A 16,794-nucleotide genomic window follows, 5' to 3' on the forward strand; every position below is an offset into this window, starting at 1 on the left:
TCGGGCGAAATTGTGGCAGTGAATTAGTAACTCCAGGCGCTTGCCGGAACAAAAAAAAGTTGTCCTGGCCGGGGGAACCCGGCCGCGGAGGGTGTTCAGAACTCGTGCACGGGCACGCATCTCCTCTCCGCATACGGCAGGACCGGCCCGGCAAGATCGAGCCCTAGCGCCTCACGCAGGACGTCCTCTATGGTATCCACGGGCACAAACGTCAGATCGCTGCGCACCTCCACGGGCACGTCCTCGAGATCACGCTCGTTCTCCCGCGGCAGGATGACCGTCTTGATCCCGGCCCGGTGCGCCGCGAGGACCTTCTCCTTGATCCCGCCCACCGGCAGCACGGCGCCAGAGAGGGTCACCTCCCCGGTCATCGCAACCATCGGATCGACCGCTTTCCCCGTGACCAGGGAGGCGAGCGCTGTAAGGATGGTCACCCCGGCCGATGGCCCGTCCTTCGGGGTCGCCCCCGAGGGCACGTGGATGTGGATGTCGCTTGAGAAGAAGTCAAACCGGCTCGGCATGCCTGCCAGTCTAGAGCGGATCAGGCTGAGCGAGATCTGGGCAGACTCCTTCATCACATCCCCGAGTTGACCCGTAAGCGTGAGTTTCCCCTTGCCGGGCATGAACGTCCCCTCAATAAAGAGAATGTCCCCGCCTACAGGCGTCCAGGCAAGCCCCGTCACCACGCCGGGCGGGTTCTCCTTCCTTGCTACGTCCTGCCTGACGGTCTCTCTACCAAGTATCTCAGGGAGCATATCCGCCGCTACGACGATCGGAAGGTCGGCCGTCCCCGAGACGACCTTCGTGGAGACGAACCGCGCGATCCTGGCCAGTTGTTTCTTGAGACCCCGCACACCTGCTTCCCGGGTGTATCGGTCGATGATCGCCTCGATGGCGCTGTCATCGATCTGGAGTTCGCCATCATCCAGGCCATGCTCCACCAGCGTCTCCGGCAGGAGGTGGTCTTTTGCAATCGCGATCTTCTCGTTCTTCGTGTAGCCCGAGATCTCGATCACCTCCATCCGGTCAAGGAGCGGCGCCGGGATGGTCGCGAGTGTGTTTGCCGTGGCTATGAAGAAGACATCCGAGAGATCGTAGGGGACCTCCAGGTAGTGGTCCGAGAACGTGCTGTTCTGTTCCGGGTCGAGAACCTCCAGTAGGGCGCTTGCCGGGTCTCCCATGTAGGAAGAACTGACCTTGTCGACCTCATCCAGGACAAAGACCGGGTTCTTCGTCCCGGCTCGTTTCATCCCCTGGATGATCCGGCCGGGAAGCGCCCCGACATACGTCCGCCGGTGACCCCTGATCTCTGCCTCGTCCCTCACACCACCAAGACTGATCCTGGCATACTTCCGGCCGAGCGCCTCCGCAATGCTCCGCCCGAGGCTTGTCTTGCCTGTGCCGGGCGGCCCCACCAGGAGGAGGATCGAGCCCTGCTTCTCCTGTTTGAGTTTCATTACCGCCAGGTGCTGGACTATCCGCTCTTTGACCTTCTCGAGGCCGTTGTGGTTGCTGTCAAGGACGCGGCGAGCCCCCACGATATCGATCTCCTTTGTCTCCTCAACCGTCCAGGGCAGGTCGAGCAGGAGGTCTAGATAGTTTCTTATCCCCTGGCTCTCGTGGTGCTGGCTCCCGCCCATCTCAAGTTTTTTGAGTTCGGCAAGTGCCTTCTTCCGCACCTCGTCTGGCATCGCCGAGCGCTCGATCCGCTCCCGGTAGTCACCATCGCCGGCGGAACCCTCGCCTTCGCTTAGTTCTTCCTGGATCACGCGAAGCTGCTCCCGCAGCAGCGCCTCGCGGTTTGCCTTCCCCACCTTCTCGGTGGCCTTCCTTGCAACCTCGATCCGGATGCTGAGGCGCTCGTTAAAGTCCACCAGTAAACGTAGGAACGCGTTGTAACGCTCTTTTACGGATACAGTCTCAAGCAGTGACTGTTTCGTTGCAACGTCCACCGGCATGAAAGGCATGACGAAAGCCATGATCTGGTCGACGGACTCCATACCGTCAACGGGGCGGGTGAACTGCTCGGAGCCCTGGAAGTTGCTGCTGATCTCGTGAATGGCCGCCCTGACGTCGCGAAGCATCTCCTCCCGTCCCTCCTCATCGAGGTCGTCTATGTCCGGGAGAGGCTCGCAGGAAGCGTGATACACCCCTCCGATCTCCGAGAGTGCCACGGCCCGCACACGCGAGGTTGCATGTGCAAAGACTATGTAACCCTCGTCTGCAGGCTGCACACGCGAGATGGATAGGAGTGTCCCGACCGTGTAGAACGCGCCAGCAGGGTCTTTCTCCGGCTCCGTGTCCACCTTTGCGGTCAGTCCAACCGCGGATGCCGACCCGTAACTCTTTATTGCATTGATCAGACCTTCCCCGACGGTTTTACCAACCAGGACCTTTGTTCGGGTCTCCGGGTAGACCACAACCTCGGTGAGCGGTATGACAATGCGTTCGTTGCTGGAGTCTTTTGAATACATGATGATTTTTCCTGATTATCTGGTTCTGGATTACTTTACACGAAGATCGGCTCGAGATCAGCCGACCTTGCGGAGGATCTCAACCAGGAGATCCAGTTCGTTCTCATCGAGCGCCTGCACCATCCTCTCGATCATCCGGTGCAGCGCGTTACGGTCAGCGTTTGCCAGCATCCGCCCCTTCTCGGTCAACCGGATGTAGGTTACTCTCCCGTCATCGGGGGATTTCTGACGGTAGGCGCACTCCATCCGGACAAACCGATTAACCATCTCCGTCACGGTAGGCTTTGAGTTTCTGGTGATCTCGGCAAGCCTGCTGAACGTCACATCGCCGTGCCTGTCGATGACCTTCAAGTAGGAGATCTGTTTCGCCGTCACGTCGCCAAGCCCGCACTCGGAGAGGATCTCGCAGGAACATTCGTCCCTGATGGCAAAGAGGCGTTCAAACACCTCGAACAGACGCTCAGCTCTTGCCGACATATCAGATGCTTAGTTAGTTTGGATAAGCCTAATTATAAAGGTTGTGATGGCAGCCAACACCGGGAGAGCGGACGGGCGTTCATGTCTTTATATCGTCGCATTTCATCACATGATCGGCGACCCGATATGGTTCCTGGGCGTTTAACCGTCGCCCTCAGAACTATCGAGGCCGGCCCGGGCAAAACCGGGCACCTGCTATTGAAGCGATCAATGCGGACCACATGGTGTTCTTTATGTTTCCCCTCACGTACGTCAGAGGCGCTCCATCGCCAGGAGCAAGCCTCACATCAGGTTTCCACACATTCACACAGTTCAGTTCGTGTTGTAACTCTCGCAACTTCGCCAGCGAAGGTCGACATCTCAAGTTATATCAATCAAGTATCCCTTCTATATCTATGATCGAGTACGATGGGTAGAGATAGAAGATCGTCGTATCGTTGTAGATCATAATAACCCACTCATTCCGATCATCGAAGACGTGCCACCATCCCTCCACCTTGTCCCTGGCCTGGTGGTAATCACCGGGACGAGGACCTGAAACGGGTTCTGCAATCCAGATCTCGGCACCACAGTAACCCCCGGCGGTACGCCCCTCCTGTTCACTGATTACGATGTAGAACGACAGCCCTTCTTTTTGGAATTCTACGGTGGCGGAGCCACGGGCGCGGTCTTTTTCATCGTTCATCTCGTTGATCGATGTGATGTTCCACCCATTCTCGATCAGGATCCCTGTACGCGGATCGTTTTGAAGGATCGAAGAGATCAACGTGACATTCGGGCTGAAGTTCGGCCCGCCCCTGATCTCGACCTGCGAGAGGTCGACAGGTATCCCTGGACCCCCGGTAGCCACTGAAGTGGGGGTAAAAGAGCCGTTCATCAGCAACCCGTCCATGGAGTCGTTCATACCGTCATCCTCGACGGGTCTCTGCGTATCGATACAACCGCAGGACGCCAGCAGGATCATGAGAACGAAATAAAGGGAGTATTTGGTTTTCATTCGATCACCTCTAGTTCGCAGTATGGAGTTTTACCTGATATGGGTTTTGTATTATTTCGACAAAACATTGGTCAATTATCTCCTGGGGAGCGAACGACGAGTACCACGGGTCCAGATGTACGTTCATCATGGGTACGCCATATGCTTTGTACGACATACTGTAAAACCTCGTGTCACCCGGCACATCGGTATTGTCGTCGACATACCAGCCTTCCAGTGCACATGCCACCAGGCGGTTACTCTGGAGCAGGATACGATCTGAAACCATCTCGCTGGTCTGGCCGGTTGTGCGGTCTTCCAATGTGACAATCCAGAGATTCCTAACACCAATCTTCCCATTTTTCTCCGGACTGATAGTCATGACAGAACAACCCAGCAAAAGAACCCTTACCGCCCTCCTGGGCCTGGCCGTCTTCCTTACCCTCTCGGTCCCGTGCAGTCTCCTCATCGTTCTCGGCACCGGGGGTCCTGGTGCCCTGGCAGCAGCGCTCACCCTCCTCCTGGGAGGGATTCTCATGCTCCTGGTACTCCAGAGATACCGGAAGTACGGGTATCGGCCGGGCCCCGCTCTGCTCGCGGTCGTCATCGGGTGTGCCGGTGCGCTCCTGGCAATCCTCGGCGTTCTTACCCTCGGCCTTGCCTGGGCTGATGTCAACCCTGCCACCTACACCTACCAGGTCACGGTCACCGGGCTCGAGAACTATACCGGCGGTCCTGTCACCGATATCCTGGTTCCACTCCCATCGCGTGAGGGAGAGATGATCTTCTCCGAAGAAGACCTTGAAGGGCAGCGCGTTGGCGCCTGGAAGACTCTCTTTGCAGAGACACCGAAGGGAAGGATGCTTGTCTTCCAGACCATGGAGCGCGATCTCCCGGATATCAGCGTGACCTTTGGGAGTCCGACGGAGAACTACTTCCTCATCGACGATATAACCAAAGAATCCTTCAGTCCGGTCGTCGCCGAGGCACCGGCCGGGTATACCAGGTGGGCCTTTGGGACCGGGGATGTTCAGAACTTTACCACCCTGGTCTGGCTCGATGAGGGGATCAGGCCTAAGACTGCTGATGCCGGGCCGATCGTCATCCACCTCCGGATCACCGCAGGTGGCGGACGTCTCCATGGCATCACCGGGGAGAAGTATCAGGTTGAGGTCTATGAGGCGATTCCTCCCGGTGTCACCGGTTTTGTCCCGGTGAGGGCACAGGTGGCAAGGTTCGGGGATACGGGGATCTTACCGGTGACAGAATGAGTTGAGATGTGTGCACTACAGCCAACTATCGCAGATTGGGGAGAGGGCGTGGTGAGAGTTCAACGCGATGGAGAGAACGTTTATGGTCAGGGGTTCGGACGTAGTGCATGGTGATCTCATGAGCGTAGCGAAACGCAGTGAGTACGTTGCAGAAAGAATACTTCTTGTCGTCCTGCTCATCGCACTCCTTCTCGTCCTCGGCGCTCTGGCCTGGTCCTGCACGCCCGCCACCGGGATTGCGGTAACGCCTGTCGCCGACGTCGGCGACGGCGTGGAGGTCCAGTCGATCGTCGGTACGATACACCCGGGCGAGTACCAGACCATCGAGAAGCCGGTGCCACCGGGCGTAAAGACCCTGAAGGTCTACCTCGACTGGAGCGGGCACCAGCATCCAGGAACCGATTCGCTTACCCTGACCATAACCCCGCCGGGGAGCGCCGCGCTCGGTCCCTACCATGACGGTGCCGACGGGAGGACGGACGAGAAGATTGCCCTCACCCTCTCAGGGTCCACTCCCCTGCCGTTGGGCACGTGGAAATTCCTGATCTTCGGGGAAGACGTTCCGGAGGAGGGAACGGAGTATACGCTGAATGTCGTCTATTACTACTGAGGGGTGCCGGGCCTCCGTAGGGGGCTGGACCGTGCACAGGGCAGCTCTCCTGCTCATATTCCTTACCCTGGCCCTCCTCCTCCTCTGGAGCCCGGCGGCGGCGAAGATCATCGTCGAACCAGGCCCCGCCGAACTTCCTACTGATGGGATAAACGTCGACGACGAACGGTTCGTGCCGCTCTGGTACTACCCGCCGCTGGAACTCCTCACCATCCTCCTCCTCATCCACTGCCCGCTCCTCGCGATGCCTTTCGAGATCATCTGTTCAGCAGGTGTCCTCGCGTTCCTCGGCTACCGGACCTCACGCCACCCCCTGGACAACAAGAAACGGTCCCGGATCTACGCCTGCATCCGGGACCGTCCCGGGATCACGCCCGCAGAGATCACCCGTGGCACCGGGATCAACCGCGGGACGACCCGCTACCACCTCTCCCGCCTCCGGGAGGCCGGCCTCGTCAGCGCCGTAAACCGGGGCGGCAAGGTGGGCTACTTCCAGAGCGGCTACGATGCAACCTCAAAGACCATCTGCTGTCACCTCAGGAACAATATCCGACGGGAGATCCTCACCCTGCTCCTCGACGACCCCGGCATCACGCAGTCAGAGAGATAGCCGACGACACCGGGATCTCCCGCTCTGCGGCTGCCTGGCACCTGCAGAGGCTCGATGCCGACGGGCTCATCGAGTCTGATCGCGACGGCCGGGCGGTGCGCTACGCGCTCACGGATGAGGCACTCGAGATCTTTGTGGTCCTGGAGCGGGGAGATCACGGCCGGGCGTGCTGACCGCCGGTAGGGGACCGATATCGTCGACTGATGACTGAAGCCCCCTCCAGGCTGAACCGGTGGAAGTGCGGGGCGCTGGAACGGGAATAACCCCGGTTTGCCCCCTTCGCCGGCGGGTCGTGGTGGCCTCCCTGAAAAACACGGCTTTTGAGGTATGGATGGAAGTGAAAGGAGAGGTATAGGTATATTACAAAAATTATCTGCTATCTCAATAATTTCGTCAGAAATTCCTCACGGGTAAGACCGGCCTGCCGAATGATCGCCCTCAACACCCCTCTACCAAGTTCTTCTCCCTGATGATCAGGGATAACAATACTCCTTCCATCAGGATGTTGCAGAATGACATGACTGCCTTTCTGCCGGGCAAAAGAAAAACCAGATTCTTCCAGTACCTTTATGACCGCTTCAGCCTTGACAGGTCTTAATTTCAATCCTCTGAACCCCCACAAACTCTCGTAACTCATCTGGTTCAGGAGATTCATTGACTTCAAGGTAGAGCGAAATTGCCTCATCAAGCCGCCTGATTAACTCATCATAAGTCTTTGCCTGTGTAAAGCATCCCGGCAGTGAGGGTATCGAGGCATAGTAGTACCCGTCCTCGTCTTTCTCTATAAGGCAATTGACTTTCATACTAATTTTATAATATAGTTTTGCGGATTAAATATTTATCTCGCAGGATCCCACAGTTGCAGAACTCCCGAAAGTCCCTATTGTTTCCCCCAACACACCAGGAAAAGAGGTCCCCCCTCACCGGAACTCCTCGATCCTCCATCCCGGGTAATCCCTGATGACCGTATACGCAAGCTCCGGCGGGATCGCCCCTCGCTCGGTGATGATCAGGTCGATGTACTCAGCGGGTGTCACGTCGAAGGCCGGACGTTCGATGGCTGGACAACGACCGTCGTCGAGACCCGGGATGGAAAGATGCTTGCGTTCCAGAACCGGAACAACAACCTGACCGACATCTGGGTTCACTTCGAGCGCTATGAAGAGACCATCGAAGGGACAAGGCGTCTCCCGAAGGAGCACCTCTCGCCGGTGATCGAGAGGACCGCGGACGATCATTACACAACGGTCATCTTCGTCGACGAGGGCATCAGCCCGCCCGGAGAACTGAGGGTTTCCCTCAGGCTGACGGCCGGGGGCGGCCTCTTCCACGGGATGGGGCAGGACACCTACCGGACAGAGGTGCGGGAGACGGTCCCCGCCGGGACAGGCGGGCGGATCATCGTCGATGCGACGGTCGAGAAGTATTGATCACCCGGGCCCTGAAGGGGGGAGACGGTATTCCGGGCCGGGTCAGAACCCCCGGTACACCCTGCTCCGGTGGCCGACCGCGACGACATGGATCACCAGGAGGTCGTCGATGACCGAGAGGATTGTCCGGTAATCCCCGACCCTGAGCGAGTAGAGCGCGGGGTTGTCTGACCCTTTCAGTTTTTTGAGATGCCTCTTCGGGTCAGCCTCACCGGCGAGTGCTGCGAGTTCCTCGCCTATCCGTAATGCTATGGGTCGTGGAATGCTCTTGAGGTTATGACGGGCTGTCGCGGTGATGACCACGCGGTAGGTCATTCCTCCTTCAGCTCCGCCATGACCTCGTCAAGAGTGTAGACCCTTCCGGCCTTAAGATCCTCCAGCGACCGCTCGATGTCCCGGATCGTCTCTTGACTGAGCGGCTCCTCGTCGACCGCTATAGCCACCAGGCGCTCGATCACGTCGTTGTAGGACTCCCGGGGATGGATCTTCAGGGTGTTGAGCCGATCCTTGAGTTCGGTATCGATCTTGATGGTGGTGCTGGCCATACTGAGGTATACTCTGGTTTACCTGATGAAGGTTTTGTATGATACCTGGGTGGATGCTGTGGGGCACCGGCCTGTTCTGTGAGGGATCCAAACCCGGCGTACACGCATCATTTCAGGAGCCGCCCGGAGGCTCACGATTATCCCCGGGTTTGGAGTGTCGGGGGGTGTGCGGGATTCTGGACGGAGTCTGCCCTTGAGCCCACGGGCGTAAGGGTGAGGCTCATTTTCCATTGGAAATCTGCAATGCCACCATCAAATGGGGGAAATCACTACGATTCGGCGAGATCGGTGATTCCCGTCCCCCGGTGACAGTTCAACGCGATGGAGAGAAAAGGTTATGGGGAGCAACGCCGAGGTCTCGATTGGGGAAGCCGCATGCGGTATCCCGCGGGGGGTGTCTCGATTGGCGTCGTGCCCCGGCCCCGCCGCGTGCCCGGAGGGCAATAGGGTTGTCGGCTGTCATCAAGGGTAGTCGTTGTGGTTCCATGGCCTCCCGGAGCATGCATTGAGGTATGAAACCATGAAACCAAAATTGCTTTCCGGAATCGGCGCCCTCTTCGTGGCGCTGCTGATCGCAGGCGCAGCCTTCGTGCTGGCGGTGAGCGCAGCACAGGAAAACGCTTATCCTGCGAATGAAGGAGATGCAAACCCTGATGAACAGATCTTCTCTGCTCAAAAAACTCTACGAATAACCCCCGAAACTCCAGGAATGTCCAAAGAGGAACTTGTAGCCTATGCTGAGCGAATGGAGCAGAAATATGGGTCAGATTCTGTCAATACACTGAAATCACATGTTGATGGCTTTGTTCTGGGTTCCTCTTCACAACCGGATGTGACGCAGAATATCCAATATGTAGCGGCTTGGAACGACCACTTGGAAGCTAAGAATGATGACGGGGTTGTTATGCCAAGTTCCGACAACGTGCTGATACTCTACAAGTTGGATGTGACCGATGGGGGAATTAACAATGGATCGCACACTCTCTGAAAAGTTATGGGGAGAGAATCTCTTTGGGATCTCGTACCCTACGGTCTGCACATTCCTCTCGGCGCTGCTCTCCGCAGCGGTCGGGATGCTGTTTGTGGGCCTGGGTGCGCGAGGGATGGCCATCCCGTCTGACTACTGGTGGATACCTCTCCTTCGTGCGCACCCGCTCAGTTATGTTTGCATCGGTATTGGTATTGTCTTTCTGGCCGCCTCGCTCTATCTCGTCCGAGCGTGCTTCAAGAAGGAGAAGGGGCCATGAATCCAAGACATCTCATTGGCATCTGTGTCCTCTTCGTGGCGCTGCTGATCGCAGGCGCAGCCTTCGTGCTGGCGGTGGGTGCCGAAGCAGTTCTCTCTGCGAATACTGCCCAGGAAACGCTGCGAATTGCCCCCAACAGTTCTGGCATGTCTGAAGAAGAATTTATGGCCTACGCCGAGAGAATGGAGCAGAAATACGGTCCGGAGGCCGTGAGTGCATTAAGACTGCACATCCCTGACGAAACCCGCGGTCCATCTCAGGGGGCGGGTGCGACACCGAATATCCGGTATGTGTCGGCATGGAGCGGCAGTCTGGAGATCAGGAACAATGACGGCGTGGTTCTGGCAGATTCCGACAATGCACTGGTTCTCTATGCGTTAGACCTGACCGACGAGCAGGGCAGAGATCATTACTACTGGTGGCAGTGGGGCGCTGCGAAAAACCGCGAGGATACCTGGATAGGCGACGACTCAAACCTTCGGAACTTTTGGAGCCGGGTAGAGTTCGAAAATACCACATCAAACTTGCTATGGTACGCCCCCGACGGGGATATGCTTGGTATTGAAAATACAGTTACATTACGGTTTGGCCTCGAGTTTTCGGGTCCGGATTGCCACAACATCAGCAAGGACTTTGTCCTCCACCAGGGCAAGATCAGGCCGAAACCTGGTGAATGCCAGGTGGGAAACGCCGGGAAGTTCGCGGTTGAGTGGGTTGGTAATTATGAAGGGACTCAGTCTATCTATGGTATCTGCGAAGAGAGACGGCAGGACAGAGCGGGTTCGGCGATCCTATGGACGTATTGCCTGACGGCAAGTCAGTTTTAGGCTGTAGTAGCGAATGCCGGAAACAAATTGGGGGACGTAATGCACGTTCCCGTAGCAGGATGAGTGAAGAGACGATGAAAAAGGACAGGAGCAGGCTTAAAAAGATAGTGTCGGCCCCTTTTCTCTCTCTTACTATTCCGGGGTGTGCCCTTCTCATGGCCGGGTGTACACGAGCGAGGGGGAGCCTGGCAACGCAGCTCCAGTACCAACCCCTCCCACGTTCCAGCCCGATATCCTGGATAAGCCGATCATCAACGCTCCTGCTGGAAAGGAAGGGGCTCCTCCTTTCCTCTTTGAGTTCGATACAGGGAACTCCTCAGGCTTCGAGGAGATCAGGACTGACCGCCCGGGTGCGCCGACACTCATTCTGGGATCGAATGCATCGGCAACCCTCCCGATCATCGTCTCCTCGGAGGCCGATACCGGTGTCGGCATCAGGCTCATTCGGACCGACGGGCTGCCCGATGATGTATGCGTCTCCTATGTCCCGGACTCCTTCACCCTTCGGATGGGGGAGAAGACACGCCTCATGATGCACCTTACCGCCCTGGACAATCGAACCCTGCCGGCAGAGGCGATCGTTGTCTGGATGGAGGGTGCGGGATGGGAGGTTGGAAGGGGTTTCTTCCTCGGACTGGATCATGGCGAGGCGTTGCCGGGAATGCCAGACAACTCCGGGGAGGATACCCCCTACATCGAGATTCACCGTGCAGGAGGCCTGAGCATCTTCCTTTACCCGGGAGACCGCGGGTATCCCGCCCTCAAAGCAGAATGCAGCGAGCAGATCCAGTGTATCTCTGCCCGGTATCAGACGGCGTTCTCGCCGGCGGAACTGAAGGCCATGAAACAGAACGGCACCTACGTCGCGATGAACTTCCAGGTCTCCACGACGTTTGAGACCGGCTATATCGTTGACGGGTCGCCGAAGGTGGTCACGGTAAACGAAGTGATAATTTTTCTGGATCTCGAAAGTTATCCAGAGACCATGATCATCACGCGGGCAGATGATGGACCCGGGGTCTGGGACACATCGCGCGACCGCAAGGAACTCCGCGACCTTGTCACGCCAGACGTGCACGGGTTATAGGACCGGGAGGAATCATCTCGATGCATGGCTTCCCGGCCACAGCGGGGGATGATCCAGAACTCCCACCCGGCCCCACCCATACTTATATGCCCGTCTCAAAACCAAACATAGGGTGCATATGGCCATGAAACTCAAACTCCTGGAGTTGACTGACGAGAAGGCCCGGATCCTCTTTGAGGGCGAAGGCTACACCTACCTCGACGCACTCGCTGCCGAACTTCTTAACGATCCCGGTGTGGACGTGGCGCAGCGCAAACAGGCATTCAAGTTCACCGACCCCGAACTTGTCGTCACCACCGTCGGCGGCCGATCCCCTCTTGATGCCGTCATCGATGCAGCAAAGCGGCTCTCCGGCTACGCCGGCGAACTCCTCCAGCAGATGGAAACCCTCCAGATTGCGTAAATAGTCATGAAAAAGAGCGCCGAAGGTTTCGCCCGTATCGCCCGGGAAGTCTTTGCCCCAATTTATCCTGTCATCGCTGAGCAGGTGCTCGCGTGGTCCGGGATACGGGACGGTCTCTGCCTTGACCTCGGCAGCGGCCCCGGCCTCCTCTCGGTCGCGCTTGCGGAGAAGAGCGACCTCACAGTCATCGCGCTCGATGCCGACCCTGCGATGGCACGGATCGCGCAGGAGACCGCCGCCGGACGTACCGACCGGATAGCCCCGGTCATCGGCGACGTTCACTCCATGCCGGTCAGGGACGATACCGCATCACTCATCGTCAGCCGCGGCTCGCTCTTCTTCTGGGAAGACCGGGTGCGGGCGTTCCGCGAGATCGAGCGCGTCCTCAGGCCCGGCGGCGTCGCGTTCGTCGGCGGCAGTTTCGGGACAACCGCGCTCCGGGACACAATCTTTGCCCAGATGCGGCGGCGCAACCCCAACTGGGATCGCGACGTTGCACGGAGGAGCGGGCAGGCGACCCCTTATCAACTCCGCCGGGAACTTGCGGCAAGCGCTGTTGCCTGCTCCCGGATAAGGGAAGAAGAAGCAGGGTTCTGGGTGGAGATCCGAAAGGGATCCGGCTGCTTTTAACGGGCAGGGGTGAAGGGGGCGGAGCGGGAAGTCCCCACCGTTCACGATGGGGATGAAAGCGGAGCCGCCCTTCCTTCCTGCGGTAGATATATCCTCTTGAGTATTCTATTATCATTCACCCAACATGAGGTATAAACTTGATAGGTCTGCACATTCGGTACAGGTACGTCAGGACAGGTAAGCCTCGATGCGCTGAAGGAGTATGTTGACTCGCAGATAGAGAAGTAAATGATCGTTTCCTACAAGTACCGGGCGTATCCCGATGCAACCGTGGAAACACGGCTGAACACTGCACTTGATACCTGTAGGTGGCTCTACAACAAACTTCTCGAAGAATGCAACACGGCAGCACGAGAGGGTGGGATCTCTCCGACGATGCGGGGAACGCAGGCGCGGATCGTCACGCTGAAAGAGGAGAATCCTGCACTCAAGGACGTATACTCTAAAGTGCTCCAGATGGTCAACTATACCCTCTGGAGCAACATCGCTGCACTCTCGCAGACAAAGAAGAGAGGACGGAAGATCGGCAAACTCCGATTCAAGAGTGCAGCCCGATACCGGACGCTCAATTATAATCAGTCGGGTTTCAAGATCGATCGCGAGCGTAGTTCGATTACGTTCTCGAAGATCGGAACGATTCCGTTCAACATGCACCGACCCTACACCGGGAAGGTGAAGGGTGTCCTGATCACCCGTTCCGGCGATAGATGGTATGTGATCATTCAGACAGAGCAGGAGGTCTACAAGTCAAAGCGTGAAGGGCAGTCTGTCGGTATCGATGTCGGGTTGGATTCGTTTGCGGTCGATAGTGACGGTGCAGTGATCGAGAACCCCAGGTTCTATGAACATTCTCTTGGCAGGATCAAGAAGATCCAGCGGAGTCTTGCCCGGAAACAACGGTTCTCGAAAAACTGGAAGAAGGCAAAAAGGAAACTGGAGAAGGTCTATGATCATGTCGCCAACCAGAAGAACGATTTCCTGCACAAACTCTCCCGTCAGTACGTTGACACCTATGCGACGATCTGTGTTGAAGACCTGAATATCAAGTATTTGAAAGAGAACGGCAAATCTCGCGGGCTCCGGAGAAGTATCCACAGTGCGTCGTGGGGACGATTTTATTCTTACCTCTCGTACAAGGCTGAAAGTGCTGGTACGGAACTCGTCAAAGTCGATCCCCGCGACACGACACAGATGTGTTCGAACTGCGGAAGCATCGTGAAAAAGACGCTCTCCGAGAGAGTCCACGAATGCCCATACTGTGGGTTTGTTGCCGATAGAGATTACAATGCTGCGGTAAATATCCACCGCGTGGGGATGGAACAGCCCTTTGAGCCTGTGGAGACGATACCTCTACATCACATCTCTGTGGTGCAAGTGTTGGCCATGATAGCCGGGAAGCCCCGCCCTTCAGGGCGGGGTAGTTCACTCTAAACGCTCGGTGAAGATGATCGTCCCGGCGATCCTGGTGATCTTCACCTTCACCGTCTGACCCGGTTTTGCGTTTGCAACATACATCGTGTATCGGCCGAGTTTCACCACCCCGTCGCCGCGCTTCGAGAGGAACTGCGGGGTGACGTCCATGATAGCTCCTTCCGTCGGTTTCGCCCCTTCGGAGGATTCTACCGTTGCCTTCCGCTTCCGGACGGGTCGGTGCCCGCCGCAGGCGTCGCACTGGAGCATCAGGACCCGTTCGGTCTTTACGAGGCGGGTATCGGGCTTGCCGCACTCAGAGCAGATGACATAGTCATCTACGTACCCTTTTATGATCGAGTTGATCTGCTCCTGCTCGAACTTCCCGGAAAATATGGCACGCGTCCCATCGATCTTACCGGCGGTGCCGAGTTCGCCGAGGAGGTGTTTCATCAGGTGGTCCTGGTCGCGCCGCAGCGTACTCGCGATCTCGGCGAAGTTCTCAAGAACCGTGGTCTTCCCCTCAATAAAGACCCTGGCGGCCGGAACGGTGAACCGGTCCTCAAACTCTGTCGGTTCGGTAATATTGGTATACGCCTTCTTCAGAAGGTCCTCATACGACTGGGTCATACCTCACTATGGATCGCGCAAACTCAAAAAGTGGTTCCCCGGCATGACCTTGCGCATGCTTATCTAGGTAAGCAACCCACCAGTCTTGCAGTATGTTGCCGGCACAGGACCTCGCACTTCTTCGAAAGACCCTCAAACGCGACTTAACCGATGTCGAACTCGCCTGCTTTGAGAACCTCTGGAGTGAGCACTGCAGTTACCGGTCCACCAGACACCTCCTGCGGACGCTGCCCACAGAGGGCCCCGGTGTCCTACTCGGCCCCGGGGACGACGCTGCAATCGTTCGGTTCAGCGATACCTGTGCCCTCGCCGTCGGGATGGAGAGCCACAACCATCCCAGTTACGTTGACCCCTACGATGGCGCAGCGACGGGCGTTGGCGGAATAGTCCGCGACGTCCTCTCCATGGGTGCCCGCCCCATAGCCCTGATGGACCCGCTCTACTTCGGGCCGCTCGACTCCGAGAAGAACCGCTACATCTTCGAGCACGTCGTCGCCGGTGTTGGTGGTTATGGCAACTGTATCGGGGTGCCGGTAGTCCGGGGGGAACTCGTCTTCGAGTCCTCCTACTCAGGAAACCCGCTCGTTAACGTCGTCTGTGTTGGGATAGTGGATCCAGACCGCTACATCACCGCCAGGGTGAAGAAGCCCGGCAACCATCTCGTCCTGATCGGGTCATCGACCGGGCGTGACGGGCTTGGAGGGGCATCATTTGCGTCCCGCGACCTCTCCGAGGACGCAGAGGCGGCCGACCGTCCGAGTGTTCAGATCGGTGACCCCTACACCGAGAAACTCCTCATAGACGCGATCCTCGCGATGGCGGAGACCGGAAAGGTTCTCTCCTGTCGAGACCTGGGGGCGGCGGGACTTGCCGGGGCTTCGAGCGAGATGGCAAGCACATTCGGTGCGGTCATCCACGCTGACCGTGTCCACCTCCGGGAGACCGGGATGACACCGCGGGAGATCATGCTTGCCGAGTCGCAGGAACGGATGCTCGTGGAGGTGGCCCCGGAGGATGTCATCCTGATAGGAGCGATCGCCGAGAGGTTTGACCTTGACTGGAGCGACATCGGCGAGGTGATCGCTGAACCCCGCTACATCGTGAGATACCTGGGTGAGACGGTCGCCGATCTCCCGATCGACCTGCTTGTAGGCGGCGCCCCGCGCTGCTCGTGGGAGCAGAAACCCTACTCGGCTGAGAGACCGTTCTCCAGGCCGGAGGTGCCCGTAAAAGACCTGGCGCTTGCCGTCCTCGCGCATCCTGACGTGGCGCGCAAGGACTGGGTTTACGAGCAGTATGATAAAGATGTCCAGGTCAGGTCGGTCTCGCTTCTCCACGACGCTGCCGTCCTCCGCCTTGAGGGTAAGGCGCTCGTCCTATCATGCGGCTGCAACCCCTCCCAGATCTTCTTAAAACCTTACGACGGGGCGGCAAACGCCGTCATAGAGAACGCAGGCAACCTCGCCTGCCTTGGCGCTGAACCGTTATGCATCGTCGACTGCCTCAATTTTGCAAGCCCGGAGCAGCCGGAGGTTGCGTGGCAGATCGAGCAGTGCGTCCTCGGCCTCGGGGAGATGGCACGGAAGATGGGGATCCCCATCGTTGGGGGTAACGTCTCGCTCTACAACGAGAGCGACGAGTTCGATACCAGGATCATGCCCACACCCTCGATCGGGATGCTCGGGCGCGGAGAGGTCAGGAGATGGACAGCCCCGAATGAAGGCGATCTCATCGCCCTGGTGGGCCGGACGCTGCCTGATTTCGGGGGTTCAGTCCTTGACGCGGTCACTGGATGCGGCGGTCCGGCGCCCGCAATGGCCGATCCTGCAGTTGTTGCAATCGTCCGTGGCCTGGTCGCCTCCGGTTCGGTTACGGCGGCAACCGACCTCTCAAGGGGCGGGTTGCTGGCGGCACTTGCAAAGGTTGCCCCGCGTGCAGAAGTTGCGCTCGCAGGCGATCCTCTTGAGGAACTCTTCTCCGAGACCTGTGGCCGGTTCCTTCTCGCTGTCAGGGATGAATCGGTCCTTGCCGGTGTAAAACACCGGATCATCGGCACTGTCGGCGGCGATACCCTCACCATCCGACTGGAGAGGGAGAGCATCGTAATCCCACCCGAAGACCTTGATGCCGCACTCTCCACGACCACCCGGACGATGCGTTACTGAGC

Annotated in this window: 21 protein-coding genes and 1 pseudogene; 13 read left to right on the forward strand and 9 right to left on the reverse strand. The window is 57.9% G+C overall.

What is annotated here, in order from left to right; all coding sequences use genetic code 11:
• Positions 1–95: 95 nt before the first annotated feature.
• From lon to R6Y96_RS03305, 3 genes are all read right to left on the reverse strand, one after another.
• Positions 96–2,474 (reverse strand): endopeptidase La, encoded by a 2,379-nt coding sequence (lon, locus tag R6Y96_RS03295; RefSeq protein ID WP_318622101.1) that lies wholly within the window; start codon positions 2,472–2,474, stop codon positions 96–98.
• Between the two features lie 57 nt (positions 2,475–2,531).
• On the reverse strand, positions 2,532–2,951 hold the full coding sequence (locus tag R6Y96_RS03300) for a MarR family winged helix-turn-helix transcriptional regulator (RefSeq protein ID WP_318622102.1): 420 nt from the start codon (positions 2,949–2,951) through the stop codon (positions 2,532–2,534).
• A 370-nt stretch (positions 2,952–3,321) separates the two neighbouring features.
• Positions 3,322–3,948 carry a hypothetical protein gene (locus R6Y96_RS03305; RefSeq protein ID WP_318622103.1) on the reverse strand — a complete coding sequence of 209 codons (627 nt, stop codon included), beginning with the start codon at positions 3,946–3,948 and terminating at the stop codon, positions 3,322–3,324.
• A gap of 359 nt (positions 3,949–4,307) precedes the next feature.
• Between R6Y96_RS03305 and R6Y96_RS03310 the strand changes: the two genes are divergently transcribed.
• From R6Y96_RS03310 to R6Y96_RS03325, 4 genes are all read left to right on the forward strand, one after another.
• Positions 4,308–5,198 carry a hypothetical protein gene (locus R6Y96_RS03310; protein WP_318622104.1) on the forward strand — a complete coding sequence of 297 codons (891 nt, stop codon included), beginning with the start codon at positions 4,308–4,310 and terminating at the stop codon, positions 5,196–5,198.
• Positions 5,199–5,316: 118 nt separating this feature from the next.
• Positions 5,317–5,808: a hypothetical protein gene (locus R6Y96_RS03315; protein WP_318622105.1), complete on the forward strand. Its 492-nt coding sequence runs from the start codon at positions 5,317–5,319 to the stop codon at positions 5,806–5,808.
• Between the two features lie 31 nt (positions 5,809–5,839).
• Positions 5,840–6,418 carry a winged helix-turn-helix transcriptional regulator gene (locus R6Y96_RS03320; RefSeq protein WP_318622106.1) on the forward strand — a complete coding sequence of 193 codons (579 nt, stop codon included), beginning with the start codon at positions 5,840–5,842 and terminating at the stop codon, positions 6,416–6,418.
• Positions 6,419–6,432: 14 nt separating this feature from the next.
• A complete protein-coding gene (locus tag R6Y96_RS03325; protein WP_318622475.1) occupies positions 6,433–6,591 on the forward strand; it encodes a helix-turn-helix domain-containing protein in 159 nt (52 codons plus the stop codon).
• Positions 6,592–6,794: 203 nt separating this feature from the next.
• On the opposite strand, the gene R6Y96_RS03330 is transcribed toward R6Y96_RS03325, so the two are convergent.
• The 3 genes and pseudogenes from R6Y96_RS03330 to R6Y96_RS03340 form a co-directional block, all read right to left on the reverse strand.
• On the reverse strand, positions 6,795–7,103 hold the full coding sequence (locus R6Y96_RS03330; protein WP_318622107.1) for a type II toxin-antitoxin system HicA family toxin: 309 nt from the start codon (positions 7,101–7,103) through the stop codon (positions 6,795–6,797).
• On the reverse strand, positions 6,997–7,221 hold the full coding sequence (locus R6Y96_RS03335) for a type II toxin-antitoxin system HicB family antitoxin (protein ID WP_173425810.1): 225 nt from the start codon (positions 7,219–7,221) through the stop codon (positions 6,997–6,999). Before R6Y96_RS03335 ends, R6Y96_RS03330 begins: the two co-directional genes overlap by 107 nt.
• A 117-nt stretch (positions 7,222–7,338) precedes the next feature.
• A pseudogene (locus R6Y96_RS03340) lies at positions 7,339–7,476 on the reverse strand (ribose 1,5-bisphosphate isomerase); the annotation flags it as partial.
• A gap of 39 nt (positions 7,477–7,515) precedes the next feature.
• Here R6Y96_RS03340 and R6Y96_RS03345 point away from each other — a divergent pair.
• Entirely contained in the window at positions 7,516–7,848 is a 333-nt protein-coding gene (locus R6Y96_RS03345) for a hypothetical protein (protein ID WP_318622541.1), read from the forward strand.
• A 42-nt stretch (positions 7,849–7,890) separates the two neighbouring features.
• On the opposite strand, the gene R6Y96_RS03350 is transcribed toward R6Y96_RS03345, so the two are convergent.
• Together R6Y96_RS03350 and R6Y96_RS03355 are read right to left on the reverse strand one after the other, a co-directional pair.
• Positions 7,891–8,163, reverse strand: a complete 273-nt coding sequence (locus R6Y96_RS03350) for a type II toxin-antitoxin system RelE family toxin (RefSeq protein WP_318622108.1) — start codon at positions 8,161–8,163, stop codon at positions 7,891–7,893.
• Positions 8,160–8,393, reverse strand: a complete 234-nt coding sequence (locus tag R6Y96_RS03355) for a DUF7557 family protein (protein WP_318622109.1) — start codon at positions 8,391–8,393, stop codon at positions 8,160–8,162. The genes R6Y96_RS03350 and R6Y96_RS03355 overlap by 4 nt, the downstream gene beginning before the upstream one ends.
• 520 nt (positions 8,394–8,913) lie before the next feature.
• On the opposite strand from R6Y96_RS03355, the gene R6Y96_RS03360 reads away from it, so the two are divergent.
• The 7 genes from R6Y96_RS03360 to R6Y96_RS03390 all read left to right on the forward strand — a co-directional run bounded on the left by R6Y96_RS03360 (position 8,914) and on the right by R6Y96_RS03390 (position 14,018).
• Positions 8,914–9,381: a hypothetical protein gene (locus R6Y96_RS03360; protein ID WP_318622110.1), complete on the forward strand. Its 468-nt coding sequence runs from the start codon at positions 8,914–8,916 to the stop codon at positions 9,379–9,381.
• Complete coding sequence (locus R6Y96_RS03365) at positions 9,362–9,640, forward strand: hypothetical protein (RefSeq protein ID WP_318622111.1); 279 nt, start codon at positions 9,362–9,364, stop codon at positions 9,638–9,640. Before R6Y96_RS03360 ends, R6Y96_RS03365 begins: the two co-directional genes overlap by 20 nt.
• Positions 9,637–10,467 carry a hypothetical protein gene (locus R6Y96_RS03370; protein WP_318622112.1) on the forward strand — a complete coding sequence of 277 codons (831 nt, stop codon included), beginning with the start codon at positions 9,637–9,639 and terminating at the stop codon, positions 10,465–10,467. The genes R6Y96_RS03365 and R6Y96_RS03370 overlap by 4 nt, the downstream gene beginning before the upstream one ends.
• Before the next feature lie 163 nt (positions 10,468–10,630).
• A complete protein-coding gene (locus tag R6Y96_RS03375; RefSeq protein WP_318622113.1) occupies positions 10,631–11,554 on the forward strand; it encodes a hypothetical protein in 924 nt (307 codons plus the stop codon).
• Positions 11,555–11,672: 118 nt separating this feature from the next.
• Positions 11,673–11,957 (forward strand): DNA-directed RNA polymerase subunit L, encoded by a 285-nt coding sequence (locus R6Y96_RS03380; protein WP_318622114.1) that lies wholly within the window; start codon positions 11,673–11,675, stop codon positions 11,955–11,957.
• A gap of 6 nt (positions 11,958–11,963) precedes the next feature.
• Entirely contained in the window at positions 11,964–12,587 is a 624-nt protein-coding gene (locus R6Y96_RS03385; protein ID WP_318622115.1) for a class I SAM-dependent methyltransferase, read from the forward strand.
• A 228-nt stretch (positions 12,588–12,815) separates the two neighbouring features.
• On the forward strand, positions 12,816–14,018 hold the full coding sequence (locus tag R6Y96_RS03390; RefSeq protein ID WP_318622116.1) for an RNA-guided endonuclease InsQ/TnpB family protein: 1,203 nt from the start codon (positions 12,816–12,818) through the stop codon (positions 14,016–14,018).
• Here the strand turns inward: R6Y96_RS03390 and R6Y96_RS03395 are convergent.
• Positions 14,010–14,627 carry a translation initiation factor IF-2 subunit beta gene (locus R6Y96_RS03395; RefSeq protein WP_318622117.1) on the reverse strand — a complete coding sequence of 206 codons (618 nt, stop codon included), beginning with the start codon at positions 14,625–14,627 and terminating at the stop codon, positions 14,010–14,012. The genes R6Y96_RS03390 and R6Y96_RS03395 overlap by 9 nt on opposite strands.
• 92 nt (positions 14,628–14,719) lie before the next feature.
• Here R6Y96_RS03395 and purL point away from each other — a divergent pair, with 92 nt between their 5' ends.
• Positions 14,720–16,792 carry a phosphoribosylformylglycinamidine synthase subunit PurL gene (purL, locus tag R6Y96_RS03400; protein ID WP_318622118.1) on the forward strand — a complete coding sequence of 691 codons (2,073 nt, stop codon included), beginning with the start codon at positions 14,720–14,722 and terminating at the stop codon, positions 16,790–16,792.
• Positions 16,793–16,794 lie beyond the last annotated feature (2 nt).

It is taken from the genome of Methanoculleus receptaculi (assembly GCF_033472595.1).
In the GTDB taxonomy this organism is placed as follows: domain Archaea; phylum Halobacteriota; class Methanomicrobia; order Methanomicrobiales; family Methanoculleaceae; genus Methanoculleus; species Methanoculleus receptaculi.

Coding starts and splice junctions, on each gene's coding strand:
- R6Y96_RS03335 (WP_173425810.1), bottom strand. CDS start 7,221: ATGAAAGTCAATTGCCTTATAGAGAAAGACGAGGACGGGTACTACTAT.
- R6Y96_RS03360 (WP_318622110.1), top strand. CDS start 8,914: ATGAAACCAAAATTGCTTTCCGGAATCGGCGCCCTCTTCGTGGCGCTG.
- lon (WP_318622101.1), bottom strand. CDS start 2,474: ATGTATTCAAAAGACTCCAGCAACGAACGCATTGTCATACCGCTCACC.
- R6Y96_RS03365 (WP_318622111.1), top strand. CDS start 9,362: ATGGATCGCACACTCTCTGAAAAGTTATGGGGAGAGAATCTCTTTGGG.
- R6Y96_RS03370 (WP_318622112.1), top strand. CDS start 9,637: ATGAATCCAAGACATCTCATTGGCATCTGTGTCCTCTTCGTGGCGCTG.
- R6Y96_RS03350 (WP_318622108.1), bottom strand. CDS start 8,163: ATGACCTACCGCGTGGTCATCACCGCGACAGCCCGTCATAACCTCAAG.
- R6Y96_RS03305 (WP_318622103.1), bottom strand. CDS start 3,948: ATGAAAACCAAATACTCCCTTTATTTCGTTCTCATGATCCTGCTGGCG.
- R6Y96_RS03390 (WP_318622116.1), top strand. CDS start 12,816: ATGATCGTTTCCTACAAGTACCGGGCGTATCCCGATGCAACCGTGGAA.
- R6Y96_RS03385 (WP_318622115.1), top strand. CDS start 11,964: ATGAAAAAGAGCGCCGAAGGTTTCGCCCGTATCGCCCGGGAAGTCTTT.
- R6Y96_RS03355 (WP_318622109.1), bottom strand. CDS start 8,393: ATGGCCAGCACCACCATCAAGATCGATACCGAACTCAAGGATCGGCTC.
- R6Y96_RS03380 (WP_318622114.1), top strand. CDS start 11,673: ATGGCCATGAAACTCAAACTCCTGGAGTTGACTGACGAGAAGGCCCGG.
- R6Y96_RS03395 (WP_318622117.1), bottom strand. CDS start 14,627: ATGACCCAGTCGTATGAGGACCTTCTGAAGAAGGCGTATACCAATATT.
- R6Y96_RS03315 (WP_318622105.1), top strand. CDS start 5,317: ATGAGCGTAGCGAAACGCAGTGAGTACGTTGCAGAAAGAATACTTCTT.
- R6Y96_RS03345 (WP_318622541.1), top strand. CDS start 7,516: ATGCTTGCGTTCCAGAACCGGAACAACAACCTGACCGACATCTGGGTT.
- R6Y96_RS03310 (WP_318622104.1), top strand. CDS start 4,308: ATGACAGAACAACCCAGCAAAAGAACCCTTACCGCCCTCCTGGGCCTG.
- R6Y96_RS03300 (WP_318622102.1), bottom strand. CDS start 2,951: ATGTCGGCAAGAGCTGAGCGTCTGTTCGAGGTGTTTGAACGCCTCTTT.
- purL (WP_318622118.1), top strand. CDS start 14,720: ATGTTGCCGGCACAGGACCTCGCACTTCTTCGAAAGACCCTCAAACGC.
- R6Y96_RS03330 (WP_318622107.1), bottom strand. CDS start 7,103: ATGAGGCAATTTCGCTCTACCTTGAAGTCAATGAATCTCCTGAACCAG.